Below are 26,222 nucleotides of genomic sequence, written 5' to 3'. Positions count from 1 at the left end.
GCCTTCAGTAGCGGGGACAGGATTTGAACCTGCGACCTCTGGGTTATGAGCCCAGCGAGCTACCGAGCTGCTCCACCCCGCGTCGGTAAACACGACTCTACGGGAGTCCACCCGGCAGATGCAAATCAGTTAACCGGCTCCTCCGGCCGGCCTCATACGGAGAGCTCCTCCGCGAGCGCGTCCCGCAGCCGGGCCGCCCGCTCGGCGACCTCCGCGGGGCCGAGCTCCATGGCCCGTACGCACCACTTCTGCCCCTCCGCGAGGTCCCCGTGCCGGGCGGCGAGCAGCCCCAGGCGCAGGGCGGCCCGGCCGTGGCCGGCCACCGCCGCGCGGGTCCACCACAGGGCCGCCTCCGGTTCGTCGCCCTCGCGGGCCAGGAGCAGCCCGAGGTTGAAGGCGCCGTTGCGCGAGCCGGCCTCGGCCGCCTCGCGGTACCAGCGGGCGGCCACGGTCAGGTCGCCCCGGGCCGCGGCCAGCATCCCGACCCGCACCTGGGCCCGGCGGTGGCCCTGTTCGGCGGCGCGCTCGTACCAGTCCTCGCTCTCGGAGCGCGCGGCGCCGCCTACGGGCTCGCCCAGCGCCACCGGCTCCGGCGGCGGGGCCAGCGACTCCAGCAGCGCGGCCAGCCGGAAGGCCGCCTCCGCGCTGCCGCCGCCCGCCGCGCAGCGCAGGTGCCGTTCGGCGGCGCGCTCCTCGCCGTCGCGCACCAGGGCGATGCCGACCTGGAGGGCGGCGTCGGTGTGCCCGGCGGCGGCGGCGCGCTCGTACCACTTCAGGGCGGAGCGGTCCTCGTCCCGGCTGGCGAAGAGGATCCCCAGGTTGAAGGCGGCGTCCACGCTGCCGGCCTCGGCCGCCTTGGAGAACCACGGCTCGGCGCCGGCCGCGTCCCCGGCCTGGAGCAGCATGATCGCCAGGGCGTTGGCGGCCTCGCGGTGACCCGCGTAGGCGGCGCGGCGGTACCACTGCTCGGCCTGGGCGGTGCGCTCCTGGGCGGCGCAGAGCAGGGCGAGGTTGTAGGCGCCGTTGTGGTCGCCGGCGTCCATCGCGACCCGGTACCACTTCTCGGCCGTCTCGGTCTCGCCGCGGGCCGCGTGCAGCGCGCCCAGGGCGTTGGCGGCGTTCCCGTCGCCGTCCTGCGCGGCACGGTGCCACCAGGCGGCCGCGCTGTCCTCGTCCCCGGCGTCGCGCAGCAGGAAGCCGAGCGCGCACGCCGCCCGGGCCTCGCCCTGCTTGGCGGAGCTGAGGTACCAGCGGCCGGCCTCCTTCAGCTCGCCGCGCGCCTCCAGGAGGGCGCCCAGGTGCAGGCCGGCGCGCCGGTGGCCGCGGGCGGCGGCCTGCCGGTACCACTGCTCGGCCTCGGCGGGGTCGCCCTTGCGCAGGTGCCGGGCCAGCCGGTAGGCGGCCTCGCGGTGGCCCTGTTCGGCGGCGGCCCGGAACCAGCGCTCGATGCCCTTGTCCCCGCGGTGCTCCAGCAGGTCGGCCAGGCCGTAGGCGCCGAGGGCGTGGCCGGATTCCGCCGCCTGGCGCAGCCAGTACTCGGCGGCGGGCTCGTCCCCGCGCTCGCGGTAGTGGCGGCCGAGGGCGTGTGCGGCGGGGGCGGATCCGGCGACGGCGGCGACCCGCCACCAGCCGGCGGCCTCGTCGGGGTAGCCGCGCTGGAGGAGGAGGACGCCCAGGTTGTTGGCGGCGGCGCGGTCCCCCGCGCCGGTGGCGCCGCGCAGGTAGGGCTCGGCCCCGGCCAGGTCGCCGCGGCGCAGCAGCAGGGCGCCGAGCACGCTCATGGCACCGGGGTCGCCCTTGTCGGCTGCCACCCGGTGGCGCGCCTCCAGTTCGGCGTCGGTGGTCCCCCCGGCGTCACCGAAGGCCTCTTCCGCGAAATCCGCATCGGTCAGTGCGGTCTGCGCGTTGACAGCGGGAGCCGTCCTGCCGGCCTCCGTACCCGACTCGGCCTCCGCCCTCACAAACCGCCCTGTCTCCAGCAGAGTTGACCTGTCCCCCATAAATCCCATCGTCGCATCACCTGCTACCCGCGTACACCTGGTATGTCGCAGCCAGTGAGGTCACTACAGCGTTTTGTCGACATGCCCACAGAGAGACAAGTCAAACACGCTCACACCCCAACTCACCCGCCCCAGTGACCTCATGTCCCCCAGCAGCTTCCTACCGGCCCCTCATGACCCGTGCGAGCCCGCTCCGAGCGGCCCCCGAATCTCACCCGAATCTCATCCGGACATGACGAAGGCCCGGATCCCATGGGATCCGGGCCTTGGTCTTCAGTAGCGGGGACAGGATTTGAACCTGCGACCTCTGGGTTATGAGCCCAGCGAGCTACCGAGCTGCTCCACCCCGCGTCGGTGAAACCACAGTATCACGACGCGGAGCGGAGCCCTTACCGGTCAGCGGCCGGGGCCGCCTAGCCCCCCGGCTTGGGGGCCGTCAGCTTGGCCTCGGCTTCGACCGCCCGCTTCAGCGCCGCCTGGAGGTCGCTCTGGGCCTTGCCGTACGCGGTCCAGTCGCCGGCCTTCATGGCCTTGTCGGCGTCCTCGACCGCCTTCTGGGCGTCGGCCAGGGCCGCCTTGACCGTCGGGTCCTGCGCGGTCGGCGGGTTGGCGGGGGTCTCACCCGGCTTGGTCGGCTGGGTCTCCGGCGGCACCGGAGTGGTCGGGGCCTCGGCTCCGAAGACCACGTTCAGCGCCTTCTCCAGGGTGTCCTCGAAGGCCGTCTGGCCGCCGTAGGTCACGAGCACCTTGCGCAGCAGCGGGTACTTCAGGGTGGCGCTGCGGACGTACACCGGCTCGACGTAGAGCATCCCGTCGTCCAGCGGGACCGAGAGCAGGTTGCCGTACTCGACCTCGGAGTCACCGCCGCGCAGCAGGCGGATCGACTCGGCGATCTTCGGCTCGGAGTTGAACTTGCTCTGGACCTGCTTGGGGCCGTCGACCGGGCTGCTGGTCGGCAGCTTCAGGAGTCTGATCCTGCCGTAGTCCGGGGTGCCGGGATCGGCGTTGACCGCCATGAAGGCGCTCAGGTTGTCCCGCCCGTTCGGCGTGAACGTGGTGGTGAGGGAGAAGACCTGGTCCTTCTCCTTCTGCTCCGGCATCTTCATCGACAGGTAGTACGGCGGGACCGCCGTACCGGCCTTGGTCGTCGGGTCGTCCGGGACCTGCCACGCCTCGCTGCCGCTGAGGAAGGTCTGCGGGTCGGTGACGTGGTAGCGGGTCAGGAGCTCGCGCTGGACCTTGAAGAGGTCCTGCGGGTAGCGCAGGTGGTCCATGAGCGGCTTGGAGATCTCGCTCTTGGGCTTCACCGTGCCCGGGAAGGCCTTCATCCAGGTCTTGAGGACCGGGTCCTGGGTGTCCCACTGGTACAGGTCGACCGTGCCGTCGTACGCGTCGACGGTGGCCTTGACCGAGTTGCGGATGTAGTTGACCCGGTTCTCCTGCGCCACCACCGCGCGCTGGCTGTTCGTCAGCGAGTCCGCGGTGCTCTGGCCCAGGGTCGTGCGCGAGGCGTACGGGTAGCCGTTCGTCGTCGTGTAGGCGTCGACGATCCACTTGATCCGGCCGTCCACGACCGCCGGGTACGGGGCCCCGTCGATCGTGAGCCAGGGCGCCACGGCCTCGACGCGGTCCTTGGGCGTGCGGTTGTAGAGGATCCGCGAGCCCTCGCCGATGGCCCCGGAGTACAGGATCTGCGGCTCGCTGAAGGCGAGCGCGTAGGCGGCCCGGTTGACGGGGTTGTCCAGGTTGACTCCGGAGTCGCCCTTGTAGCTCGTCTCCTTCTCGCCCTTGTCGTCCGAGTAGTCGAGCTCCTTCTGCGGTCCACCGACGATCGAGTACTGCTTCGTCTGCTCGCCGTAGTAGATGCGCTGCTGGAAGTCCTTGCCGAACATGCCTTGGGAGGGCAGGTCCGACTGCGTGAAGTCGGGGGCGCCCTTGTCCGTGGCGGTGTTGCCCTTGGCGGCGACCACGCCGAAACCGTGTGTGTAGCGGAAGTGGTCGTTGATCCAGTTGTTCTTCGGGATGCCGCCGATGTTCAGCTCGCGGAGCCCGATGACCGTGTCCTGGCCGCTGTAGCGGTCCACGGCGAGCGTGGACGGGAAGGCGTAGTAGCCCTTGACCTGCTGGAGCTGCTGGAAGGCCGGGGAGACGATGTTCGGGTCGAGGAGCCGGATGCTGGCGGTGGTGTCCGCCGTCTTGCGCAGCTGGTCCTTGTTCGTGCCGGGGTTGGGCACGCCCGGGTAGTCCTTGACCTCGGTTCCGTCGATCCCGTAGGCGTCGCGCGTGGCCTTGATGTTCTTCTCGACGTACGGGGATTCCTTGGCCTGCTCGTTCGGCTGGACCTGGAACTTCTGCACGATCGCCGGGTACAGCCCGCCGATCAGGATCGCCGAGAGGACCATCAGGCCGAAGCCGATGACCGGCAGCTGCCAGGTGCGCCGCCACAGGGTGGCGAAGAACAGCACCGCGCAGATCGCGGCGATGGCGACGAGGATCGTCTTCGCCGGCAGGTAGGCGTTGGCGTCGACGTAGCGCAGGCCGGTCCAGTTGTCGGAGGCCTTGAAGTCACTGGACTTCACCGCGAGGCCGTAGCGGTCGAGCCAGTAGGCGACCGCCTTGAACGTGACGAACAGGCCGAGCAGCACCGACAGGTGCCCGGTCGCCGCGGCGGTGGCCCGGGCGCCCGGGCTGGTCACGCGCAGTCCGCCGTACAGGTAGTGCACGACGACGGCCGCGATCACCGACAGTACGACGGCGGCGAAGCCGAAGCCGAGCAGGAAGCGGTACCAGGGCAGGTCGAAGGTGTAGAAGGAGACGTCGAGATGGAACTGCGGGTCCTTCTTGCCGAAGGGCACCCCGTTCACGTACATCAGCCAGGTCTTCCACTGGCCGGCCGCCGAGGCCCCCGCGATCAGCCCGACGACGGCGGCGATGCCCAGGAGCAGCCACTTGCGGTACGGGGCGACGCTCATCCGGTACCGGTCGAGGCTCTGCTGCTCCATCGACATCGCGCTGAGCGGCGGCCGCAGCCGGTACGCCAGCCACACGTTCAGCCCGACGGCACCCGCCATCAGCAGCCCGAAGACGGCGAAGAGGCCGATCTTGGTCCACAGGGTGGTGGTGAAGACGGAGGAGTACTTGACGGAGCGGAACCAGAGCCAGTCCGTCCAGAACCCGGCGAACATGATGAACGCCATGGCCAGGACGGCCAGGACGCCCAGGGTCAGCAGAAGGGTCCGGGCGCGCCGGGAGGGGCGGCCGACTCTCATCCGTGGCCCGGAGGGGCCTCCGCCGCGGTCCGGCATCTGGAAAGCCAAGGTGCGCACCTCGAAAGTCGCTGGGTCTGGTCGTGGGCCCACGATCGTAGGGCCCACCCATGCAACTTACTGAGGCTTTAGTCAGTTCCCGGTATCGGGGAGAAAGGAGGCAGGATGTTGTCCATGTCCAACCTTTCGCCCTCCCCCGGCACCCCCATGGCGGCCACTCCGCTGACCCGCGCCGTCCTCGAGATCGACGAGTACGCCTCCACCCTCGGCTGGGACAAGCCCGCCCGCCTCTTCGCCCTGGTCGACACGGGCCGCCTGCGCCGGCAGGAGCCCGGCCTCGCGAACCAGCTCGGCCTCGACAAGGACGACGCCGGCAAGGCCCAGCTCACCCCGATCGAGCAGGACGAGGTGCCGGCCGGTACCCCGCTGGACAAGTTCCTGGGGACCATCGCCTGGCCCGACGCGGTCGTCGGGTGCGCGCTGACGGTGGAGCGGCTGATGCTGCCGCCGTCCGCCGAGGCCTCCGTGCCGGAGGGGCTGAACGACAAGCAGCTGGCCAAGTGGGTCGCCGGCCACCCGGAGCGGCAGGAGGTGCGCCTGACGGTGGGCGTCCTGCGCGACGGCTCGCGGGAGTCGGCCGTGCGGCTGCGGGACAAGGACTCCTCCAGCGAGGTGCTGACCGGCGCGGGCCTGGTGCCCGGTCTGGCCGATGCGCTGGAGGCGACCTTCGCCTGAGGCCCGGGCCCCGGGGGGCGCGGCCGCAGCCGCCGGCTCAGGACTTCTTGCAGCTCGGCAGTCCGGCCGTGTCCCCCTTGCCGATCTTCTGCAGGGCCTTGGTGGCGTCGTCGATGGTGGAGACCTTCACCAGGGTGAGGCCGTCGGGGACCTGCGCGGCGGCCGCGGCGCAGTTCTCGGCCGGGGTGAGGAAGTACTCGGCGCCGGCCTGGCGGGCGCCGATGGTCTTCATCTGGATGCCGCCGATCGGGCCGACCTTGCCCGTGTCGTCGATGGTGCCGGTGCCGGCGATGAACCTGCCGCCGGTCAGGTCCTCCGGGGTGAGCTTGTCGACGATGCCCAGGGCGAACATCAGGCCGGCGCTGGGGCCGCCGACGTCGGCGAGCTTGATGTCGATGGGGAACGGGAAGGTGTGGTCGGTCCCCGCCTTGATGCCGACGATGGCGTGGCCGTCGTCCGGCGCCTTGCCCGCGGTGATGGCCACCTTGGCGGTGGTGGTGGGCTCGCGGTTCGCCTTCTCGGCCTCGGCCGCGTCGGCGGCGGGCACGATGGTGAACTCGACGGGCTCGCCCGGCTTGTGCTTGGTGACGAGCTTCGCGACGTCGCCGGGCGCGGTGACGGGGCTGCCGTCGACGGCCTTGACGACGTCACCGGCGTGCAGCTTGCCCTCGGAGGGGCTGCCCTTGACGACGCTGGCGACGATGACGCGGGCGCTGACCGGGATGCCGAGCTGCTTGAGGGCGGCCACCTTGGCGCTCTCCTGCGACTGGCTGAACTCCTCGGCGTTCTCCTGCGTCGACTCCTTGTCCGTCTTGCCGTCCGGGTAGAGGTTCTCGTGCGGGACGACGATGTTGTCGCCCGCGACCCAGCCGTAGACCGCTTCGAGCAGGTTCATGTCGTAGTCGGCGCCGGTGACGCGGACCGTGGTCATGTTGAGGTGGCCGGTGGTCGGGTACGTCTTGTGCCCGGAGATGTTCAGGACGGGCTCGCCGTGCGATTCGCCCAGGGTGTTCACGGTCGGTCCGGGGCTCATCTCGGAGTACGGGACCTTCAGGAACACTCCCGCGCAGAGCAGCGCGAACAGCACGAGGGAGGAGGCGAGCATCGTCGCTGTACGGCGTGGCATGGATCGACAGTACGGGACGGTCCTGTGGGGCGACCCGTGGGGCCGGTCCGTACGGGGGCCGCGGACTTCCGGGACGCGTCAGACGGCGTCGGAACCGGAGTGGGCCTTCTCCTTCTGCCTCGCCTGATCGGCCTTGTCCATGGCCTCGCGGAACCGCGCGTAGCCGGCGAGCTCGGATATGTCCCCCTGGGTGCGGTCGCGCGCTGCCCAGCTGCCCCATATCGCCGCCCCGATCGCGGCGAACAGCGGAATCAGCAACCACGCCAGTGACGCCATGGACGTGCCTCCCTGCCCCGAAAGTACGAGTGTCGTCGGTGGCTTCAACGCTCGTGCCCGTGGGGGGGTTACGCAAATCGAGGGCGTGTTGCGCGGCCGAACGGGTGTGAGGCTACTCCCGCCCGGCGCGGCTTCCACGACCGGGGGGCGGTGATGTGCAGCGGGGCCGGGCCGGGACGCCCCGGGGGCGCCTCAGCAGGCGCCGACCCATTCCTCCGTGCCGTCCGAGAACGTCTGGTGCTTCCAGATCGGGACCTCGTGCTTGAGGTCGTCGATCAGCATCCGGCAGGCCTCGAAGGCCTCGCCGCGGTGCGGGCAGGAGACGGCGACGACCACGGCCAGGTCGCCGACGGCCAGGTCCCCGACGCGGTGCACGGCCGCCAGGGCGCGGACCGGGTACTTCTCCACGACGCGGTCGGCGATGCGGCGCATCTCGGCCTCGGCCGTCGGGTGGCAGGAGTAGCCGAGGGAGTCGACGTCGGCGCCGCCGTCGTGGTTGCGCACCGTGCCGACGAAGAGGGTGGTGCCTCCCGTGGCGTCGTCGCCGACTGCCTTGAAGACCTCGTCGATCGAGAGCGGGGTCTCACGGATCGCGAGCAGCCGGACGGGGTCCTGGGCGGCCTGCTCGCCGGGGTGGTCGAAGTGCGGTGCCATGTCATCCATCGTGCCTCAGGGGCTGACGTGGCGGAATAGCCGGATCGCCCGTGCCGTGACCGGCCGGTTGGGATTCTCCTACAGGACCCGGTCCGCACGGCGCCCGGAAGCGCAGCCTGCGTGGGCGCAGCCTGCGTGGGCGCGGCCCCGCAGGAGGCCCGCCCCGCCCCGCCCCGGACCGGTTCGGGCGGGCGGCGGGCGCGGCGGACCGGGAGCCGGCCGGAGGTCAGAGGCCGCGGCGGCGGCGGGCCCGGCGGACGGCGGCCGCGGCGCCCAGCAGGGCCACCGTCGCCCCGGCGGCCCCGGCGGCCGTGGCGGCGTCCTTGCGGCCCAGGCGGCGGCCCGCGACGGTGTGCCGGCCCGCGACCTCCTGGAGCAGCTCGGCCAGCACCTCCTCGTTGGTCCAGCGGGGCCGCCAGCCGGCCGCGTGCAGCCCGCTGACGCTGACCACCCACGGGTGCATGGTGTACGCGAGGTCCCCGGCCGGGGAGGGCGTCAGGCCGATCCGGTGCAGCCGGGCCGCGGCGCCCAGGGCGACCGCCGAGGGCAGCTCCATGCGGCGGATGCCGCTGAGCTCCTCGACCTCCTCCTGCTCCAGCCAGCCCTCGCAGCCGACGGCCAGCTCGCCCTCCACCTTCTCCAGGGCGGCGTACTCCAGGGCGCTGACCAGGTCCTCGACGTGGCAGAACTGCCAGGTGGGCCGGGAGCCCGCGACGACGAGCAGGCGCGGGGACTCGAAGTAACGGGTCAGGGCGGTGTCGGTGCCGCCGACGAGCACGGCCGGGCGGAGCACCGTGACGTTCAGGCCCGGGTGGGCGCGGGGGGCGCGGCGGCCCAGGCGCTCGATCTCCAGCAGGTCGCCGACGCCGGTGGCCTCGGCGGTGGCCCGCAGCTCGGAGTCCTCGGAGAGCGGGATGTCGTTGTCGGGCAGGGCCCCGTAGACCATCGCGGAGGTGCAGAGCACGACCCGGTGCACCCCGGCCGCCGCGGCGGCGGTCAGCACGGTCTGCGTCCCGCGTACGTTGTACGCCGTACGGGCCGCGGGGTCGGTCTCCAGGTCGAGGTCGAGCGCGAGGTGCACGACCACGTCCGCGCCGCGCAGCTTCTCGGCGATGGCGGGGTCGCGTACGTCCAGGACGTGCCACTGGGCGTCGGCGCAGTCCCCGCGCCGCTCGTCGATGGCGATGACCTGCTTGACCTCGTCGGATGCGGCGAGGCGGCCCACGAGCGCGGCGCCGACGCCGGAGGCGGCCCCGGTGACCGCGATCACGGGGCTGCGGCGGCGGGGGGCGGCTTCGTTTCGCGGCTGGCGAACGCCGGGGGCGCTGTCGCCGTGCTCAGGGCGGTTTTCGGCGTCGTGCGGCGCGCGAGCCTGCGGATCTGGGGAACTCACCGGGCGTCTCCAGCGGTTGTCTTCAGTGGGGGCGCGTCGTGACGCGTACCCACCAGGTGATGTCCATCCTGCCGCAGCCCAGGAGTCGGCGGAGCACCGAGCCCGGAAGCGGGAGGGGTGTCTACGCTGGGTGGTGTTGTCGGACCATTGCCCGTCGGCGTCCGCCGGCGGCCCTACGAGCCGAGGAAACCCGTGAGCGACACCCCATTCGGATTCGGCCTTCCGCCGGAGGAGCCGGAGGACGGCGACAAGGGCAAGAAGGGGGGCCAGGGCGGCCCCGGGAATCCGTTCGGGTTCGGCCCGGGCGGCCTCCCCGGCGGTCTTCCCGGCGGTGCGGACAATCCGTTCGCCGCGATGTTCGGTGCGATGAACCCGAACGACCTGGGCGCGGCCTTCCAGCAGCTGGGGCAGATGCTCAGCTACGAGGGCGGTCCCGTGAACTGGGACATGGCCAAGGACATCGCCCGCCAGACCGTCGCGCAGGGCACGTCGGACGGCGTGAAGGACGCCAGCGTCGGCGTCGCCGAGAAGTCGGCGGTGGAGGAGGCCGTGCGTCTGGCCGACCTGTGGCTGGACGGCGTCACCTCCCTGCCGTCGGGTGCCAACGCGGCCGTCGCGTGGAGCCGCGCCGAGTGGGTCGAGGCGACCCTCCCGGTGTGGAAGGAGCTGGTGGACCCGGTCGCCGAGCGCGTCGGCGCGGCCATGGGCGGCGTGCTGCCCGAGGAGATGCAGGCCATGGCGGGCCCGCTGCTGGGCATGATGCGCTCCATGGGCGGGGCCATGTTCGGCCAGCAGATCGGCCAGGCCGTGGGCACCCTCGCGGGCGAGGTCGTCGGCTCCACGGACATCGGGCTGCCGCTGGGCCCGGCCGGGCGGGCGGCGCTGCTGCCGCTGAACATCGAGAGCTTCGGCAAGGACCTGGGCGTCCCCTCGGACGAGGTGCGGCTGTACCTGGCCCTGCGCGAGGCGGCGCACGCCCGTCTCTTCGCGCACGTGCCGTGGCTGCGCTCGCACCTGTTCGGTGCGGTCGAGGGCTACGCGCGGGGCATCAAGGTGGACACCTCGAAGCTGGAGGACGTGGTCGGACAGCTCGACCCGTCGAATCCGGAGCAGCTCCAGGAGGCGCTCCAGGGCGGCATGTTCCAGCCGCAGGACACCCCTGAGCAGAAGGCGGCCCTGGCCCGGCTGGAGACGGCGCTCGCGCTGGTCGAGGGCTGGGTGGACGCCGTGGTGCACGAGGCGGCCAAGCCCCGGCTGACCTCGGCCGACGCCATGCGCGAGACGATGCGCCGCCGGCGTGCCTCGGGCGGTCCGGCGGAGCAGACGTTCGCCACGCTGATCGGGCTGGAGCTGCGGCCGCGCCGGCTGCGCGACGCCTCGCGGCTGTGGGCCTCGCTCACGGACGCGCGCGGGGTGGACGGCCGCGACGGGCTGTGGGAGCACCCGGACATGCTGCCGACGGCGTCCGACCTGGACGACCCGGACGGGTTCGTGCACCGGGAGCAGCTGGACTTCTCGGAGATCGACAAGATGCTCGGCGAGGCCGCCGAGAAGCGCGACCAGGGCGAGGGTGACGAGAAGAAGTGAGCCTCTACGAGGACGCCGTCCTGGTCCTGAAGGACTTCGAGGGCGCGGACGAGCAGCAGCGCGAGCTGAGGGACGTCTACCTGCAGCACCTGGCGGAGCACCCGGACGGCATGTACAAGCCCTGCCAGGCGGGGCATGTGACGGGCAGCGCGCTGGTGATCGACCCGGCCGGCGGCCGGGTCCTGCTGACCCTGCACAAGAAGCTCGGCCTGTGGCTGCAGATGGGCGGTCACTGCGAGCCCGGTGACACCACGCTGGCGGGCGCGGCGATGCGCGAGGCGGTCGAGGAGTCGGGCATCGCCTCCGGGCTGACGCTGCTGGAGGGCGGCCCGGTGCGCCTCGACCGGCACCCGATCCCGGCGCCGTGCAACTGGCACCTGGACGTGCAGTACGCGGCGCTGGCCCCGGCCGGTGTGGTGGCGGAGATCAGCGACGAGTCGCTCGACCTGCGCTGGTTCCCGTACGCGGAGGTCGCTTCGGTGGCCGACACCTCGGTGGTGCGGCTGGTGGAGGCGACCCGGGCGCGGCTGGGCGCGTAAGGGCGTACGGAAGAGGCAGGACGAAGGGGCGGACCCTGCGGGGTCCGCCCCTTCGTCGTGCCGGTGCGGCGGGTGCGCCGGGTCAGCTCCAGACGTTGTTCTGGTTCTGGGCGTGCGCGCCGTGCTGGCCCATGCCGTACTGGGCGGCGAGGCCCTGGCCGAGCTGGGCGTTCTGCGGGGGCAGCACCTCGCTGGGCTGCACCAGGGCGAAGCCGGTGCCGAGGAAGCTGAGCTCCCAGCCCTCGCCGGTGTTGCCGCGGCGCCGCCAGACGCCGCTGGAGTGCGTCTGGGCCTGCATCTGGACGCGCAGTGAGGTGGACCAGGCGACGATGGCGTCGGCGTCGACGTTCACGTACTTGTCCGGGGTGACGTGCATCATCAGCGGCTGCCCGGAGGTCATCAGGGCGACCTTGCCGCGGCCGGTGATGTTGAGCTGGTACTTGCCGGAGCCGGAGATCCCGTACTGGCTGTCCACCGCGATGACCTCGGTGTGCAGGGTGGAGTCCATGGCCAGGACGTAGCCGCTGTCGACGGTCAGGCCCTCGTGGTCGACGTCGAGGACGTGGACGTGCTGGGCGAGGTTGGCGAAGTAGACCGTGCCCTGGCCGGAGCAGCGCATCAGGTCGAGGCCCTCGCCGGTGCGCATGCGGGCACCGCGCTGGCTGGTGCTCTGGTACTCGCCGTCGAAGTCGACGATGCCCTGGTAGGCGACCATCGAGCCCTTGCGGGCGAGGACGTCGTCCGAGCCGGCCAGGGTGACCCGCAGGAGCTGCGGGTTCTGGACGGCGTACCGCTCCTGGGACTGCTGCTCGGCGTGGCCGAAAAGTGAGCTCTGCATGGTGTGTCCGCTCCCCCTCAGCCCCGGGTCCGGAGCCGGTCGGTGCTGTCCTCGCTGGGCTGTACGACGACGATGCCCTGGCCGGAGAAGGCCATCTGGTAGGCCTCCCCGCTGCCCCGGCCGATCAGGGACGAGGCCTTGAAGCTGCTCTTGCCCTTGACCTTGAGGTTCGGGGACCAGGCGACGAGCGCGTCGGGGTCGACGAACGTCTCGTCCTCGCCGCGCCCGCAGTCGACCACGATCGGGGTGCCGCGGGAGGTGATGGCGACCCAGCCGGTGCCGGAGACCTGCACGTTGAACAGGCCCTGGCCGGCGAACTTGGCCATGCCCTTGACCCGCTCGACGCCCCACTGGAGGCCGGCGTCGAAGGCGAGCAGGTTGGTGCCGTTGACGGAGAGCGCGTCGTTGTTGAGGTTGATGCAGACGACGTTCGCGCCGTAGTCGGCGAGGTAGAGCAGGCCGTCGCCGGTGCACTTCATCAGCGGGGCGCCCTCGCCCGTGAGCCACTGGGAGGCCATCTGGCGCACGGCCGGCGGGTTGGGCTCGTACTGGACGAAGCCCTCGTAGGCGACCATCGAGCCGGTGCGGGCGAAGAGGTCGTGGCCGCTTTGCATGGCGACCTTGAGCATGGCGGAACCGTGGTTCTCCATGCGGGCCGTGACGGGGGTCGGGGCGTAGCCCGCGAGCTGCTGGTTCATCGGGTTCATGGCATTCATGTGGGGCTCCCTCAGACCTCGTACGGCTGGACGACGATGAAGTTGCCGGGGGCGCCGCGGAACTGGAGGTTCACGGTCTCCCCGCTGTGGCCGGGGTAGGCGTTGCGGCGCAGCCGGACCTGGCTGGAAACGATCACCTGGGAGGCCGCCGACCAGGCCACGATGGCGTTGCTGTCGGCGAAGGTGGTCGGGGTGACGGGCAGGACGACGGGGGTGCCGTGCGTCTTGACGATCACGGTGCCGGTGCCCTGGAAGAGCATGGTGAACAGGGCTCCGCCGGGGATGCCGTGGCCCTCGATGCGGCGGACCTCGTGCTGGAGGGACTCGTCGAAGGCGAGGACGCTCTCGGAGTTGACGCAGATGCCGTCGCCCTGGAGCTCGATGGCGTGCAGGTGGGCGCCGTTCTCCGCGAGGAAGAGCTGGCCGCGGCCGGTGCAGCGCATCAGCTGCATCTCCTGGCCGGTGGCGTTGCCGACGATGCGGCCGGCGAAGCCCGCGCCCTTGTAGCTGAAGTCGACCTTGCCCTGGTAGAGGACCATGCTGCCCTGGCGGGCGAGGACGGGCTGGCCGCCGCCGGCCGCGAGGTCGACCCGCATCATCTGGTGGTTCTGCGCGGTCCAGCGGGCGCCCGTGGGGGCTTCCTTGTACAGCTGGAGCGCGGCGGCGAGGCCGGGTCCGGCATGCGGGGCCGCCTGGCCGTAGGGGGCGGGGGGCTGCTGACCGTAGGGCGGCTGCTGACCGTAGGGGGGCTGCTGGCCCGGCTGCTGGTAGCCCTGCTGCTGGGGGTAGCCCTGCTGCTGGGGCGGGACCTGGCCGCCGTAGGAGGGCTGGGGCGGCTGGCCGTAGGGGGCGGGGGCCGGTCCCGGGGGCGGGACCTGGGCGCCGTACCCGTGCTGCTGCGGCTGGCGGCCGCCGCCGTAGGAGGGCGGGCCGGGCTGCTGCGGCGGGTGCGGGGGCTGGCCGTAGGGGGTCGCGGGGGCGGGCGGGGTCAGCGGGCCGACCATGGTCGGGGCCGAGTGCACCGCGGCCGGGGCGGGCGCCGGAGCCGGGGGCTGCTGCTGCGGCTGCGGCTGCGGCTGCGGCTGCGGCTGCTGGGCGTACGGCGCGGGGGCGGGCGGCTGCTGCTGGTGGACCGGGGCGCCGTAGGAGGGGGTGGGGGCGGCCGGCGCGGGGGCGGCGGCCTGGGGCGGCGGGGCGAACCCGGGGGTGGCGCCCTGCTGCTGGGCCGGGACCGGGGCCTGCTGCTGCGGCTCCTCCTCGGCGACCTCGCCGCCGAAGTTCTCCAGCAGCGCGGCGAGCCCGCCGTCGAAGCCCTGGCCGACGGCGGCGAAGCGCCACACGTCCTTGCGGTAGAAGTCGCCGATCATCAGGGCGCGCTCGGTGCTGAACTCCGAGCCCGTGAAGGAGTAGCGGACGACCTCCTCGCCGCCCGCCACGATCCGGATGTAGCCGGGGCCGATCTGCGACATCTGCCCGTCGCCGTCGAGGCTGGCGGTGAAGGAGAGCCGGTGGACGGAGGCGGGCACGTGGTCCAGGGTCACCCGGAAGGATTCGGTGTCCCCGGCCTGCGCGCCGAGCAGCTGGATGGACTCCTCGGGCGACTTCGGCTGGTTGTAGAAGACGAAGTAGCGGTCGTCCGACAGGCGCTCGTCGGCGTCGAGGCCGAAGCAGCTGATGTCGAAGGTGAGTCCGGGTCCGGCGATCTGGACGCCGACGTACAGATCGGTCCCCGCCGTCAGGTCACTGATCCTGGCCTTGTGGCCGCGTTGGAATTCCCTGGCCATACGTCCGACCGTCCCCCGTCCCGAGTGTGAGTGCTGTGAGTGCGCGGCTGCTCGCCTGCGTGGTGGTGTGCCGCCGGATGCGTGCCCGCGGTTGTGTGCCGCTCAGGCTAACGGCTCCCGGCGACATCCGGGCAAGCCGGTACCGACCCGGTACAAACCGCGCCCGGTGCGGGGCTCTATTCCTCGCGGGCGGCCGGGATCCGGGGCAGCCGCTCCGCCGCGACCACGCCCTCCAGGAAGCCCCGGGCCCGCTCGGTCCTGGGGTAGGCCTCCAGCAGCTCCCAGAAGCGGGGGCCGTGGCCGGGGACCAGCAGGTGCGCCAGCTCGTGCAGGAGCACGTAGTCGACCACGTACTCCGGCATCCCCTGGAGCCGGTGGGACAGCCGGATGCTGCCTTCGGCGGGGGTGCAGGAACCCCAGCGGGTGTTCTGGTTGGTGACCCAGCGGACCGAGCGGGGGCGGGCGCGGGCGCCGAGGTACTGCTCGGACAAACGCGCGGCGCGTTCGGTGAGTTCCGTGTCGCCGAGGGTGCGCTTGCTCTCCTGGGCGGCGAGCTTGTCGAGCATGACGCCGACCCAGCGCCGCTCCTCCGCCTCGGACATCCGGGCAGGGATCAGGACGACCGTCCGGTCACCTTCGCGGTAGGCGGAGACGGTCCTGCGGCGGCGCGCGCTCCGGCGTACTTCGACGGCGTGCTGGGGTGGGTCGGCGGACACGCCTCGAAGGTACCCGGTCGCCGCGGCGGAAGTCCCGCACGTCCGCGCTTCGAACAGGATCACTGCGCGGCCCCTCCAGGAACGCCCCTTCCATTCATCCCATATGCCTAATACCCCCTGCCTGTGGACAAGTCTGCGCACTCCGTCCGACGGGCGGGCATCGTGACGGAGGAGGCCGTGCCGACGACCGCGGAACGGCCGCGGACGGTACGGGGAGACGAGGAGGCGGCGATGTATCCGAAGGTGAAGCCCGCGCTGGCACGGGCCTGGCGGGACCTGCAGACGGTGCAGTTCGGGGTGACCCCGGCGCATGCGGTGGTGCTCGGCCCTGTGGACACGGCCACCGGATCGCTCATCGACCGGATCGACGGGACGCGCGGCATGGAGCTGCTGCGGACGGAGGCCCGCGGGATGGGGCTGCCGGAGGGCCGGGCGGACGGACTGGTCCGGCGGCTCGCGGGGGCCGGGCTGCTCGACGACGCCACGGCGGGCGGGCCCCGCGCCCAGGCCGTGCGCGGCCGCCCGGAGGTGCTGGAGCGGCTCGGCCCCGATCTGGGCTCGCTGTCCCTGGTGCGTCCGGAGCCCGGGGGTGACTTACGGGGTGTCGCGGCCCGCCGGGCCATACGGGTCCGGGTGCGCGGGAGCGGCCGGGTGGGGGCGCTGGTGGCCGCCGTGCTGGCGGGAGCCGGGGTGGGGCGGGTCGAGGTGCTGGACGGGGGTCGGGTGGAGCCGGCCGATGTGGCGCCGGGCGGGCTGGGCCCGGGGAGCGTGGGCCGGCTGCGGGCCGAGGCGGCGCGGGCCCTCGTGCGGGAGTCGGCCCCGGGGCGGGCGCCGCGGGAGGGCGACCCCGAGGGGCCGGGGCCGGAGGTCGCGCTGGTGGTGGTCGCGCCCCGGGACGGCCTGCAGGCGTGGGCGCCCGATCCGGCGACGGCCGCCGACTGGGTGGCGACGGGCACCCCGCACCTGTACGCGGGGGTGCTGGAGGGGACGGGGCTGGTCGGGCCACTGGTGCTGCCCGGGGTGACGGCCTGCGCCGGGTGCATGGAGCGCGAGCGCGTCGGCCGGGACCCGGCCTGGCCCCGGATGCTGGTCCAGTGGCGGTCGGCGCACCGGCGGCGGGAGCGGGCCGCCTGCGATCTGGGGCTCTCCACGGCGGTGGCCGGTTTGGCCGCGGCCCACGCCCTGGCCTTCCTCGACGGCCGCCTGCCCGCCTCCACCGGATCCCGCTGGGAGGCCGCCCTGCCCGCACTGCACTGGGAGCGCTCGGGGCTGCCCCCTCATCCGGACTGCCCGTGCGGCGCGGCCGTACCGGCGGCGGAGCCCGGGGCGGTGCTCTCGTGAGTGGCCCGACTCCCGCCGGATCCGGGCAGGTGCCCCGTCCGGTGGGTGGGACGACCATGGCAGGATGCGTCGGGGGGCCGATGGGCGCTCCGAACCGCCGCTCGCGGCACAGCAGTCTGGGAACTGGAGGGGCGTATGTCTGATCTTCCCCGGAAGGCGGTCACCCGTACGGTCAAGCTGGCCGCGCTGCCGCTCGGTATCGCGGGGCGGGCCACCTGGGGGCTGGGCAAGCGGATCGGCGGGAAGTCCGCCGAGATCGTGACCCGTGAGCTCCAGCAGCGCACCGCCGAGCAGTTGTTCCGCACGCTCGGCGAGCTCAAGGGGGGTGCCATGAAGTTCGGGCAGGCCCTCTCGGTGTTCGAGTCGGCGCTTCCCGAGGAGGTCGTCGGGCCCTACCGGGCGGCGCTGACCAAGCTTCAGGAGGCGGCGCCCCCGCTGCCGGCGGCGCGGGTGCACCAGGTGCTGGCGGAGCGGCTCGGGGAGGACTGGCGCGAGCTGTTCGAGGAGTTCGAGGACAAGCCCGCCGCCGCGGCCTCGATCGGGCAGGTGCACCGGGCCGTGTGGCACGACGGACGGCAGGTGGCGGTCAAGGTCCAGTACCCGGGGGCCGGGGAGGCGCTGCTGTCGGACCTCAAGCAGCTGGGCCGGTTCGCCGGGCTGCTGGGGCCGCTGATCCCGGGCATGGACGTCAAGCCGCTGATCACCGAGCTGCGTGACCGGGTCGCCGAGGAGCTGGACTACGAGCTGGAGGCCGAGGCGCAGCGCACCCACGCGGACGCCTTCGTGGGGGACGAGGACGTCGTCGTCCCCGACGTGGTGCACCAGGGCGACCAGGTGCTGGTGACCGAGTGGCTGGAGGGCACCCCGCTGTCGGAGATCGTCGCCGACGGCACGCAGGAGGAGCGCGACCGGGCCGGCCAGCTGCTGACCCGCTTCCTCTTCTCCGGTCCCGCGCGCACCGGGCTGCTGCACGCCGATCCGCATCCGGGAAACTTCCGGCTCATAACCGGGGCGGACGGCCGGATGCGGCTGGGCGTGCTGGACTTCGGCACGGTGGACCGGCTGCCCGGCGGCTGGCCCAAGCCGATCGGCCGGTCGCTGCGGATGACCCTGGAGGGGGACGCCGAGGGGGTCTACGGGCACCTGTGCGCCGAGGGGTTCGTGAAGGAGTCCATCGAACTCGACCCGGACGCGGTGCTCGACTACCTCAAGCCGATCATCGAGCCGGCCGAGGCCGACGCCTTCACCTTCACCCGGTCGTGGCTGCGCGGGCAGGCCGCGCGGATCGCCGATCCCCGCTCCCCCGCCCACCAGTTGGGACGGCAGATCAACCTGCCGCCGTCCTACCTGCTGATCCACCGGGTGACGCTGAGCACCATCGGGGTGCTGTGCCAGCTGGGTGCGACGGTGCGGCTGCGCGACGAACTGGACGCCTGGCTGCCCGGGTTCGCGTCCGAGGACTGAGCCTTCGGGTCACCACCAGGAGGAGTCGAGCCGGCCCTCGATCGCGCGGAGGTTGGCGCGCGCGCAGTCGACGCAGAAGAACTGTCTGGTCCCGTTCTCCACCGAGCAGGTCCAGGTGGGCGGGGCGCCGTTCGGGGAGCGGGCGCCGCAGCGCGCGCAGACGACGGACTGGTCCTCGGGTCCCGGCTGGGCGGGGTGGGGAGTCGGCTGGTCCACCACCAGACGATATCCCCGAGGCGCCGCGCCAGGGCCCGCAACGCACCGGAGGGACCGGTCCGTTCGGCCGGGGCCCTCCGGGGGTGCCGCCCCCGGCCCGGTCGGGCCGGCGGCGGCGGTGTTCGCACCGCACTGGTGCGGAGCCGGGTCGCGGCTCCGTGCGGGGCCGTCAGTGCATGACGGCCATGGCCAGCGCGCGGCGGGCGCGCAGCGAGACGCGCTCGGCCTTGCGCTGCATGCGCCGGGCGGCGACCAGGCGCACGGCGTGACGCTGGGCGTCCACCTCGCGCAGCCGGTCGTCCATATGCGCACGGGCGAGGGATTCTGGCATGAGTTGCATTTCGCGGGTCCTGTTCTGACGCGAGGTGATCGCGCCGGTGGTGATGAAGTCTGCGGTGGCGGAGCCGTGCGGCTGCTCGCTCGTGTTGGCGTGGGGGGACATGGGGGCCTGCTTCAAGGGGTCGTGCGTCAGGGGGCGGTCGATGGTTCCGGTGGCGGTCATGCCGCAGCAACCGGGTTCTTGCGCGGACGGCCGCGGGGCCGCTTGCGGGCCACGACCACGCCCTGGACGAAGAGCTCTCCGCCCCAGACGCCCCAGGGCTCGCGGCGCTCCTTGGCGCCGGCGAGGCAGGCCTCGACCAGCGGGCAGGTGCCGCAGAGGGACTTGGCGTACTCGACGTCCGCCGGGGACTCGGCGAAGAAGACCTCGGGGTCGAAGGTCCGACACGGTACGGGGACGCCGAGGTTCTCGATGGCGTCGTCGAGCGCGGTGAGCGCGGTGAGGGGGGTCAAGGCGGGGTCCTCCGGGACTGCGGGCGGGGAGATCGTTCGGGTCTGCGGTGCGGACGGGGCGTGCGCTTCGAGTTGCACGGTTGTCTCTTCCTCGTCTGTTTCGGTTAGTCGTTCCGGCCGGTCGGCCGGGTGGCGGCTGTTACCTGGTCCTGCCAGTCCCGAGGCCCCTTCGCTCCGTCGTCCCCGTTCGGGACAAACAGAAGGGCCGCGGATCCCGGGTGGGGTTCCGCGGCCCTGAAGGCGCCGGCCTGATCATGCGATCAGGCTGGATCACTCCAGGGTTCGAGCCCGCGGAAGGCCCACATCAGGTGGTGCTGCGTCGTCGTCTGCTGCTTGGATCCGGCACCGGCCGCGGCGGCGGGGCCATAGGCGCCATGCGCCTGCTGGGCTCCCGCTACTGCCACCAGTGCCTTGGTCGGTCGTTCGTTGCGCTCGCTGACCGGAAGGGTCGCCAGCAGGGCGGGCTTGTCGGCGGAAATCGCGGACAGACCGGTGCCCCGGAGGGAGACGGAACCGAGCAGGCAGGAAGCGTCGACCGAGCGATCGGTCATTTTGGTGAAGGTCATGAAGCTGGTCACTGGTCTCGCCTCCTCTCGGCGTCTCGGGGACCCGGCCCCGGGGGGCCTGTCCCATGCGTATTCGGATAAGTACAGCACGGATCCGGGGCTTCGGAGAAGCCACCGTTTCCGTTGCTAAGAACCTATGGGGATTGGCTGGGCATGTGCAAACTATTTTTCCGACGAGTTTCTACGCGTCGTCAGGATCCTCGCCCTCAGGCTCCTGGCCTGCGCAGATGGCCAGGACGTCGGCCCCGTAGCGGTCGAGCTTGCGGCCGCCCACTCCAGAGATCATCGAGAGCTCGCCCGGCTCGGACGGCGCGGCCTCCGCGATGGCCATCAGCGTCTTGTCGGTGAAGACGCAGTAGGCGGGCAGTCCCTGGAGCTTCGACTGGCCGGCCCGCCACTCGCGCAGCCGCTCGTAGAGGCCCTCGTCCATGTCCGAGGGGCAGTCCCCGCAGCGCATCAGTTTGATGTCCCCGGCCTCGGTCAGGGTCCGGCCGCAGACCCGGCACAGCACCGGGCCGCGGCTGCCGCGTCTGCGGGGCCCGCGCTCGGCCGGGGCCCCGCCCCGCGCTCCGGGGGCCGCCGAGCCCGGCCGCAGGCCGTTCAGGAAGCGGCTGGGGCGTCGGGAGGCCCGGCCCCCCGGAGCCCGCGAGAGGGCCCAGGAGAGCGTCAGGTGCAGCCGCGCCCGGGTGACCCCGACGTAGAGCAGCCGGCGCTCCTCCTCGACCTGCTCGTCGGTCTTGGCGTACGTGATCGGCACCATGCCGTCGGTGAGGCCCACGAGGAACACGGCGTCCCACTCCAGGCCCTTCGCGGCATGCAGCGAGGCCAGGGTCACGCCCTGGACGGTCGGCGCGTGCTGCGCGGCCTTGCGCTCCTCCAGCTCGACGGTGAGCTCGGCCAGGCCGGCGCCGGGCCGAGCGCGGGCGAAGTCCTCGGCGAGGCGGACCAGCGCGGCCAGCGACTCCCACTGGTCGCGCACGGCGCCCGAGCCGGCCGGCGGCTCGGCGGTCCAGCCGGTGGAGCTGAGCACGGCCCGGACCTGGGAGCCCAGCTCCACGACGTCGTCGAGGAGGGGGTCGTTGCCGGCGGAGCGGGCGGCTCCGCGCAGGGCGAGGACCGCCTTCTGGACCTCGGCCCGCTCGAAGAAGCGCTCGGCGCCGCGCAGCTGGTAGGGGACCCCGGCGTCGGCGAGGGCCTGCTCGTAGACCTCGGACTGGGCGTTGATCCGGTAGAGCACGGCGATCTCGCCGGCCGGGACCCCGGCCGCGATCAGGTCGCGGACCCGGCGGGCGACGCCCTCGGCCTCGGCGGGCTCGTCCGGGTACTCGGCGTAGGCCGGGTCGGGGCCGGGCTCGCGCTGGGAGAGCAGCTCCAGCCGGTGTTCGGCGGCCCGGCCCCTGGCCTGGCCCAGCAGGCCGTTGGCGAGGTGGACCACCTGGGGGGTGGAGCGGTAGTCGCGCACCAGCTTGACCACGGTGGCGTGGGGGTAGCGGCTGCGGAAGTCCAGCAGGTGGTCGGGGGTGGCGCCGGTGAAGGAGTAGATGGTCTGGCTGGCGTCGCCGACGACGCAGAGGCTGTCGCGCTCGCCCAGCCACAGCTCCAGCAGCCGCTGCTGCAGGGGGCTGACGTCCTGGTACTCGTCCACCACGAAGTGCTGGTACTGGGCGCGGATCTGCTCGGCGATGTCGTGCCGGTCCTGGAGGATGCCGACGGTGAGGAGCAGCACGTCCTCGAAGTCGATCATCCCCCGGTCGCGCTTGAGCTGCTCGTACGTGCCGTAGATCTGGGCGATCTCGGCCGCGTCCCGCGGCGCCTCGCGGCCCGCCTTGAGGGCGGCCGCCGGGTAGTCGGCGGGGACGGTCTGGGTGACCTTGGCCCACTCGATCTCGCCGGTGACGTCGCGCAGCTCGTTCCGGTCGAGGCGGACGCGGCTGCGCGCTCCGGCCTCGGCCACGAACTGGATCTTGCGCTCGAGGAGCCGGGGGAGGTCGCCGCCGACGGCCCGGGGCCAGAAGTACTGGAGCTGGCGCAGGGCGGCGGAGTGGAAGGTACGGGCCTGGACCCCGCCGGCGCCCAGCGCGCGCAGCCGGCCGCGCATCTCGCCGGCGGCCCGGTTGGTGAACGTGACGGCGAGCACGCTGGCGGGCATGAGCTGCCCGGACTGGACCCCGTAGGCGATCCGGTGCGTGATCGCCCGGGTCTTGCCGGTGCCGGCTCCGGCCAGCACGCACACCGGGCCGCGCAGGGTCGTGGCGACCTGGCGCTGCTCCGGGTCGAGGCCCAGGAGCACCGCGTCGGCGCCGGCCGCGCCGGTACCCGGGGCGGCCGGGAAGGAGGGGGAGTGCGTTGCTGCTGTCACCCCAACATGCTGCCAGGTCGGCCGGGGCGGGCGGGAAATCCGTCCACAGGCCCGGGCAGGTTGTCGGATGGGTCATACCGGGCGGGGGCCGGGAATGGCCGGGGGACGGCGTACGTTCGAGTACTCGGACCGGGCGGGACTCCGGTCCCCCAGACCTCACAGAGGAGCGAGCATGCAGGACACGGGCACGGTCACGATGTACAGCACCACCTGGTGCGGCTACTGCCGCCGGCTGAAGACCCAGCTGGACCGGGAGGGCATCGCGTACAACGAGATCAACATCGAGCTCGACCCCGAGTCCGCCAAGTTCGTGGAGCAGGCCAACGGCGGCAACCAGACCGTCCCGACCGTGCTCGTGAAGTCCTCCGCCGGCAACGAGTCCGTGATGACGAACCCGAGCCTCGCGCAGGTCAAGCAGGCCCTCGCCGTCTGAGGTCCCGGACGCGGTCATGCGGAAGGCCCCCGCCTCGGCGGGGGCCTTCCGCACGTGTGACGAAGGTTACGCCGCCGGCGCCGGCTTCGGCAGCGGCCGGCCGTACCAGAGCTCGACGAGCCGGGCCGCGATGGAGATCCCCGACGGCGGGACGACCGCGCCGGACTCGAACGCCTCGGCCAGTTCCTCCCGGGAGAACCAGCGGGCCTCCTGGATCTCCTCGCCGTCGACGGTGATCTCCGAGCTGACGGCCCGGGCGTTGAAGCCCAGCATCAGGCTGTACGGGAAGGGCCAGGGCTGGCTGGCGACGTACTCGACCTCGCCGATCCGCACGCCCGCCTCCTCCCACACCTCGCGGACCACGGCCGCCTCGATCGACTCGCCCGGCTCGACGAACCCGGCCAGCGTGGAGAAGCGGCCCTCCGGCCAGTGCACCTGGCGGCCCAGCAGCGCACGGTCCTGCTCGTCGGTGACCAGCATGATCACCGCCGGGTCGGTGCGCGGGTAGTGCTCGGCGCCGCAGCCCGGGCAGCGGCGGATGTGCCCGGCGGCCGCGACCACGGTGCGCTCGCCGCAGCGGGAGCAGAAGCGGTGCATGCGCTGCCAGTTCTCCAGCGCCACCGCGTGGACCATCAGCCCGGCGTCGCGCGGGGACAGCAGCAGCCCGGCCTCGCGGAGCCCGGCGGGGCGGGCCGACTGGTCCATGCGGCCGGGCAGCGAGTCCTTCTGCAGCGCGAAGTACCGTACGCCGTCCTCGTCGGTGCCCAGGAAGTAGCGGTGGGTCTCGGTGACCGGGGCCTCGAAGGCCGGCGTCATCACGATGGCCGTGCCGCCGTCGGGGGTGTCGTCGATCAGCACCTGGCCGCCGGAGACGACGAAGACGCGGGTCGTCGGGTGGCTCCAGGCGGCGGCGAGCCAGGCCTCGTCGAGGCGGTGGTGCGCGGCGCGGTCTATGTCGCTGGGCGCGGTGAGCGACAGTGGCCGCTCGGTGTGCGTGCTCACAGGTACTTCCAACTCCCCCGGTGGATGGGACAAGGCAGGCGTACGGACGTGGGTGCGTGCGGTCAGGCGGTGGCGGCGCGCGCCGCGACGGGCGCGGGCGGAGCCCAGCTCTCGGCGAGGTCGCCCCACAGGTGGGCGGCGGTCTCGACGCCCTTGAGGAGCAGGTCCAGCTCGACCTTCTCGTTCGGGGAGTGCCAGCCGTCGGACGGGACGGAGATGCCGAGGAACAGGACCGGGGCGTCCAGGACGTCCTGGAGGTCGGCCGCCGGGCCCGAGCCGCCCTCGCGGGTGAAGCGGACCTGCTGCCCGAAGGCCCGGCCCATGGCGCGGACGACGGACTGGAGGGCGGGGTGGTCCAGCGGGGTCAGGCAGGGGCGGGTGGGCGCGCCGAAGGTGATGGTGTGGCGGACGCCGGCCGGGACCCGGGCCGCGACCCAGTCCCGTACGGCGGCCTCGACCTCGTACGGGTCCTGCCCCGAGACCAGCCGGAACGACAGCTTCAGGTGGGCGGAGGCGGGCACGATGGTCTTGCCGCCGGGGCCCTGGTAGCCGCCGCCGATGCCGTTGACCTCGGCGGTCGGGCGGGCCCAGACGCGCTCCAGGGTGGAGTAGCCGGCCTCGCCGGAGGCGGCGTGGGACTTGGCCGTGCGCAGCCACTCGGCCTCGTCGAAGGGCAGCTCGGAGATCAGCCGGCGTTCGGCGTCGCTCAGCTCGGTGATGTTGTCGTAGAAGCCGGGGATGGTGACCCGTTCGTCCTCGTCGTGCAGGGCCGCGACGAGGCGGGCGGCGACGGTGGCCGGGTTGGGCACGGCACCGCCGAAGGCGCCCGAGTGGATGTCCTGGTCGGGGCCGTGGAAGTCGATCTCGCAGTCGGCGACGCCGCGCATGCCGGTGCAGACGGTGGGGGTGGTCTCGGACCACATGCCGGTGTCGGAGACGATCACGACGTCGGCGGCGAGCTCGGCGGCTCGGGCCTCGACGAGCGCGCGGAAGTTCGGGGAGCCGGACTCCTCCTCGCCCTCGATGAGGAGCTTGAGGTGCACGGCGGGGGCCTCGGCGCCGGTGGCGGCGAGGTGGGCGCGCACGCCGAGGGTGTGGAAGAAGACCTGCCCCTTGTCGTCGGCCGCGCCGCGCCCGTACATCCGGCCGTCCTTGACGACGGGCTCGAAGGGCTCGGTGTGCCAGCCGTCGGCGAGGGCCGCGGGCTGGACGTCGTGGTGGCCGTAGACGAGGACGGTGGGGGCGGCCGGGTCGGCGGCGGGCCAGTGGGCGAAGACGGCGGGGGCGCCGGTGCCCGCGGCGGTCTCCCAGATCTCGGTGACCGGGAAGCCGGTCTCCTTGAGCTTGGCCGCGAGCCATTCGGCGCTGCGGCGTACGTCGCCCGCGTGCTCGGGCTGGGCCGAGACGGACGGGATGCGCAGCCATTCGGCGAGGTCGTCGAGGAAGGCCGTGCGGTGGGTGCCGATGTACGTGCGGACGACGTTGTCCGGGGTTTCGCTCATGGTCACGAGCCTAGCCGTCCGCCTGGTGGGCGCCGTCCGTGCCCGTTTTGCCTTGGAGGATCCACTCAAGACGCTCGCGTCCGGGCAGGTCGCGGGGGCGGACGACGCGGCCGCTGCGGACGTGGAGGAAGGCGGCGGCGACCCGGTCGAGGGGGGTGCCGGTGGCTTCCGCCCAGGCCAGGCGGTAGACGGCGAGCTGGAGGGGGTCGGCCTGGGTGGTGCGGCCGGTCTTCCAGTCGACGACCTCCCACGAGCCGTCGGGGTTGCGGTAGACGGCGTCGATCCGGCCGCGGATGACGCGGCCGGCCAGGGTGAGCTGGACGGGCGCCTCCATCCGGTACGGGATGCGCTCGGCGTACTCGCTGCGCTCGAAGGCGGCCTTGAGGGCTTCGAGGTCGGCGGCGTCGGCGATCTCCTGGTCGGTGCCGGGGAGGTCGGCGGCGGGGTCGAGGACGTCGAGGTGGGGCAGGGGGAGGGCGTCGAAGCGGGACTCGACCCAGGCGTGGAAGCGGGTGCCCTGGCGGGCGGCGGGCTGCGGGGGCTTGGGCATGGGGCGGGCGAGGTCGCGCACGAAGGCCTGCTCGTCGGCGGCGAGCCGCAGGAGCTGGCTCGCGGAGAGCGCGCCCGGCAGCTCCACGTCGCGCACGGCGGCGCGGGCGCGGAGCAGCTCGCCTTCCAGGGCGTCGAGGTCGCGGTCCCAGGAGGCGATGGTGCGGGCCTCTTCGGGCGTGAGGGGGTCCTCGTCGGACCGGGTCCCGGCGCCGTCAGCGGGCAGCACGGCTTCGCCGGCCCAGGGGTCGTCGGCCCCGGCGGGGTCGGCCGCCCGGGGCGGGTACGGGTGTGGCTGCACCGCCTGCCGGGACCGGGCGGGGCCCGGGCCGGTGGAAGGCAGCACGGCTTCGCCGGCCCAGAGGTCG

General features: G+C 72.9%; 24 protein-coding genes and 2 tRNA genes. 6 read left to right on the top strand and 20 right to left on the bottom strand.

Annotated elements, in window-relative coordinates; all coding sequences use genetic code 11:
• Positions 1 to 8: 8 nt before the first annotated feature.
• From ACFVXK_RS24480 to ACFVXK_RS24465, 4 genes are all read right to left on the bottom strand, one after another.
• Positions 9 to 82, bottom strand: a tRNA-Met gene (locus tag ACFVXK_RS24480).
• Between the two features lie 70 nt (positions 83 to 152).
• Positions 153 to 2,009: a tetratricopeptide repeat protein gene (locus ACFVXK_RS24475; protein ID WP_389615009.1), complete on the bottom strand. Its 1,857-nt coding sequence runs from the start codon at positions 2,007 to 2,009 to the stop codon at positions 153 to 155.
• 268 nt (positions 2,010 to 2,277) lie between these two features.
• Positions 2,278 to 2,351, bottom strand: a tRNA-Met gene (locus ACFVXK_RS24470).
• Positions 2,352 to 2,413: 62 nt separating this feature from the next.
• Positions 2,414 to 5,305 carry a UPF0182 family protein gene (locus ACFVXK_RS24465; protein WP_389615013.1) on the bottom strand — a complete coding sequence of 964 codons (2,892 nt, stop codon included), beginning with the start codon at positions 5,303 to 5,305 and terminating at the stop codon, positions 2,414 to 2,416.
• Positions 5,306 to 5,431: 126 nt separating this feature from the next.
• On the opposite strand from ACFVXK_RS24465, the gene ACFVXK_RS24460 reads away from it, so the two are divergent.
• Positions 5,432 to 6,001 (top strand): PPA1309 family protein, encoded by a 570-nt coding sequence (locus ACFVXK_RS24460; protein WP_389615007.1) that lies wholly within the window; start codon positions 5,432 to 5,434, stop codon positions 5,999 to 6,001.
• 37 nt (positions 6,002 to 6,038) lie between these two features.
• Here the strand turns inward: ACFVXK_RS24460 and ACFVXK_RS24455 are convergent, their stop codons facing one another.
• The 4 genes from ACFVXK_RS24455 to ACFVXK_RS24440 all read right to left on the bottom strand — a co-directional run bounded on the left by ACFVXK_RS24455 (position 6,039) and on the right by ACFVXK_RS24440 (position 9,450).
• On the bottom strand, positions 6,039 to 7,127 hold the full coding sequence (locus tag ACFVXK_RS24455; protein ID WP_389615005.1) for a PDZ domain-containing protein: 1,089 nt from the start codon (positions 7,125 to 7,127) through the stop codon (positions 6,039 to 6,041).
• 78 nt (positions 7,128 to 7,205) lie between these two features.
• On the bottom strand, positions 7,206 to 7,403 hold the full coding sequence (locus tag ACFVXK_RS24450; RefSeq protein ID WP_389615003.1) for a hypothetical protein: 198 nt from the start codon (positions 7,401 to 7,403) through the stop codon (positions 7,206 to 7,208).
• A 192-nt stretch (positions 7,404 to 7,595) separates the two neighbouring features.
• Positions 7,596 to 8,057 carry a molybdenum cofactor biosynthesis protein MoaE gene (locus ACFVXK_RS24445; protein WP_389615001.1) on the bottom strand — a complete coding sequence of 154 codons (462 nt, stop codon included), beginning with the start codon at positions 8,055 to 8,057 and terminating at the stop codon, positions 7,596 to 7,598.
• Between the two features lie 226 nt (positions 8,058 to 8,283).
• A complete protein-coding gene (locus tag ACFVXK_RS24440; RefSeq protein WP_389614999.1) occupies positions 8,284 to 9,450 on the bottom strand; it encodes an SDR family oxidoreductase in 1,167 nt (388 codons plus the stop codon).
• 192 nt (positions 9,451 to 9,642) lie between these two features.
• Here ACFVXK_RS24440 and ACFVXK_RS24435 point away from each other — a divergent pair, with 192 nt between their 5' ends.
• Together ACFVXK_RS24435 and ACFVXK_RS24430 are read left to right on the top strand one after the other, a co-directional pair.
• On the top strand, positions 9,643 to 11,037 hold the full coding sequence (locus tag ACFVXK_RS24435; RefSeq protein ID WP_389614997.1) for a zinc-dependent metalloprotease: 1,395 nt from the start codon (positions 9,643 to 9,645) through the stop codon (positions 11,035 to 11,037).
• Positions 11,034 to 11,576, top strand: a complete 543-nt coding sequence (locus ACFVXK_RS24430) for an NUDIX hydrolase (RefSeq protein WP_389614995.1) — start codon at positions 11,034 to 11,036, stop codon at positions 11,574 to 11,576. The genes ACFVXK_RS24435 and ACFVXK_RS24430 overlap by 4 nt, the downstream gene beginning before the upstream one ends.
• Before the next feature lie 82 nt (positions 11,577 to 11,658).
• Here ACFVXK_RS24430 and ACFVXK_RS24425 read toward each other — a convergent pair whose 3' ends face one another.
• The 4 genes from ACFVXK_RS24425 to ACFVXK_RS24410 form a co-directional block, all read right to left on the bottom strand.
• Positions 11,659 to 12,414 carry an AIM24 family protein gene (locus tag ACFVXK_RS24425; RefSeq protein WP_389614993.1) on the bottom strand — a complete coding sequence of 252 codons (756 nt, stop codon included), beginning with the start codon at positions 12,412 to 12,414 and terminating at the stop codon, positions 11,659 to 11,661.
• A 17-nt stretch (positions 12,415 to 12,431) separates the two neighbouring features.
• Positions 12,432 to 13,112 (bottom strand): AIM24 family protein, encoded by a 681-nt coding sequence (locus ACFVXK_RS24420; protein ID WP_389615011.1) that lies wholly within the window; start codon positions 13,110 to 13,112, stop codon positions 12,432 to 12,434.
• A gap of 29 nt (positions 13,113 to 13,141) precedes the next feature.
• The gene (locus ACFVXK_RS24415) at positions 13,142 to 14,914 is read right to left on the bottom strand and encodes a TerD family protein (protein WP_389614991.1); all 1,773 of its coding nucleotides are present in this window, start codon (positions 14,912 to 14,914) and stop codon (positions 13,142 to 13,144) included.
• Positions 14,915 to 15,090: 176 nt separating this feature from the next.
• Positions 15,091 to 15,630: a M48 family metallopeptidase gene (locus tag ACFVXK_RS24410; protein ID WP_389614989.1), complete on the bottom strand. Its 540-nt coding sequence runs from the start codon at positions 15,628 to 15,630 to the stop codon at positions 15,091 to 15,093.
• A gap of 231 nt (positions 15,631 to 15,861) precedes the next feature.
• On the opposite strand from ACFVXK_RS24410, the gene ACFVXK_RS24405 reads away from it, so the two are divergent.
• Together ACFVXK_RS24405 and ACFVXK_RS24400 are read left to right on the top strand one after the other, a co-directional pair.
• Complete coding sequence (locus ACFVXK_RS24405) at positions 15,862 to 16,971, top strand: ThiF family adenylyltransferase (protein WP_389614987.1); 1,110 nt, start codon at positions 15,862 to 15,864, stop codon at positions 16,969 to 16,971.
• Positions 16,972 to 17,106: 135 nt separating this feature from the next.
• Entirely contained in the window at positions 17,107 to 18,435 is a 1,329-nt protein-coding gene (locus tag ACFVXK_RS24400) for an ABC1 kinase family protein (RefSeq protein ID WP_389614985.1), read from the top strand.
• Between the two features lie 9 nt (positions 18,436 to 18,444).
• Here the strand turns inward: ACFVXK_RS24400 and ACFVXK_RS24395 are convergent, their stop codons facing one another.
• The 5 genes from ACFVXK_RS24395 to ACFVXK_RS24375 form a co-directional block, all read right to left on the bottom strand.
• Positions 18,445 to 18,654 (bottom strand): hypothetical protein, encoded by a 210-nt coding sequence (locus tag ACFVXK_RS24395; RefSeq protein WP_389614983.1) that lies wholly within the window; start codon positions 18,652 to 18,654, stop codon positions 18,445 to 18,447.
• A gap of 166 nt (positions 18,655 to 18,820) precedes the next feature.
• Positions 18,821 to 19,153 (bottom strand): hypothetical protein, encoded by a 333-nt coding sequence (locus ACFVXK_RS24390; RefSeq protein ID WP_389614981.1) that lies wholly within the window; start codon positions 19,151 to 19,153, stop codon positions 18,821 to 18,823.
• Positions 19,150 to 19,521 carry a WhiB family transcriptional regulator gene (locus ACFVXK_RS24385; RefSeq protein WP_358894327.1) on the bottom strand — a complete coding sequence of 124 codons (372 nt, stop codon included), beginning with the start codon at positions 19,519 to 19,521 and terminating at the stop codon, positions 19,150 to 19,152. The genes ACFVXK_RS24390 and ACFVXK_RS24385 overlap by 4 nt, the downstream gene beginning before the upstream one ends.
• Positions 19,522 to 19,703: 182 nt before the next feature.
• Entirely contained in the window at positions 19,704 to 20,021 is a 318-nt protein-coding gene (locus ACFVXK_RS24380) for a hypothetical protein (protein WP_389614978.1), read from the bottom strand.
• A gap of 169 nt (positions 20,022 to 20,190) precedes the next feature.
• Positions 20,191 to 22,368 carry an ATP-dependent DNA helicase UvrD2 gene (locus ACFVXK_RS24375; RefSeq protein ID WP_389614976.1) on the bottom strand — a complete coding sequence of 726 codons (2,178 nt, stop codon included), beginning with the start codon at positions 22,366 to 22,368 and terminating at the stop codon, positions 20,191 to 20,193.
• A gap of 172 nt (positions 22,369 to 22,540) precedes the next feature.
• Between ACFVXK_RS24375 and ACFVXK_RS24370 the strand changes: the two genes are divergently transcribed.
• A complete protein-coding gene (locus ACFVXK_RS24370; RefSeq protein WP_045949161.1) occupies positions 22,541 to 22,801 on the top strand; it encodes a mycoredoxin in 261 nt (86 codons plus the stop codon).
• A 66-nt stretch (positions 22,802 to 22,867) separates the two neighbouring features.
• On the opposite strand, the gene nudC is transcribed toward ACFVXK_RS24370, so the two are convergent.
• The 3 genes from nudC to ACFVXK_RS24355 form a co-directional block, all read right to left on the bottom strand.
• The gene (gene nudC / locus ACFVXK_RS24365; RefSeq protein ID WP_358894324.1) at positions 22,868 to 23,815 is read right to left on the bottom strand and encodes an NAD(+) diphosphatase; all 948 of its coding nucleotides are present in this window, start codon (positions 23,813 to 23,815) and stop codon (positions 22,868 to 22,870) included.
• Positions 23,816 to 23,865: 50 nt separating this feature from the next.
• A complete protein-coding gene (locus tag ACFVXK_RS24360) occupies positions 23,866 to 25,305 on the bottom strand; it encodes a dipeptidase (protein WP_389614973.1) in 1,440 nt (479 codons plus the stop codon).
• A 10-nt stretch (positions 25,306 to 25,315) separates the two neighbouring features.
• A partial coding sequence (locus tag ACFVXK_RS24355) for a PD-(D/E)XK nuclease family protein (protein WP_389614971.1) occupies positions 25,316 to 26,222 on the bottom strand: 907 nt, incomplete at its 5' end.

Source organism: Streptomyces sp. NPDC058157 (assembly GCF_042884105.1).
In the GTDB taxonomy this organism is placed as follows: Bacteria; Actinomycetota; Actinomycetes; order Streptomycetales; family Streptomycetaceae; genus Streptomyces.
The sequence above is the reverse complement of the archived record's forward strand: the minus strand, read 5'-3'. Positions and strand labels throughout refer to the sequence as shown.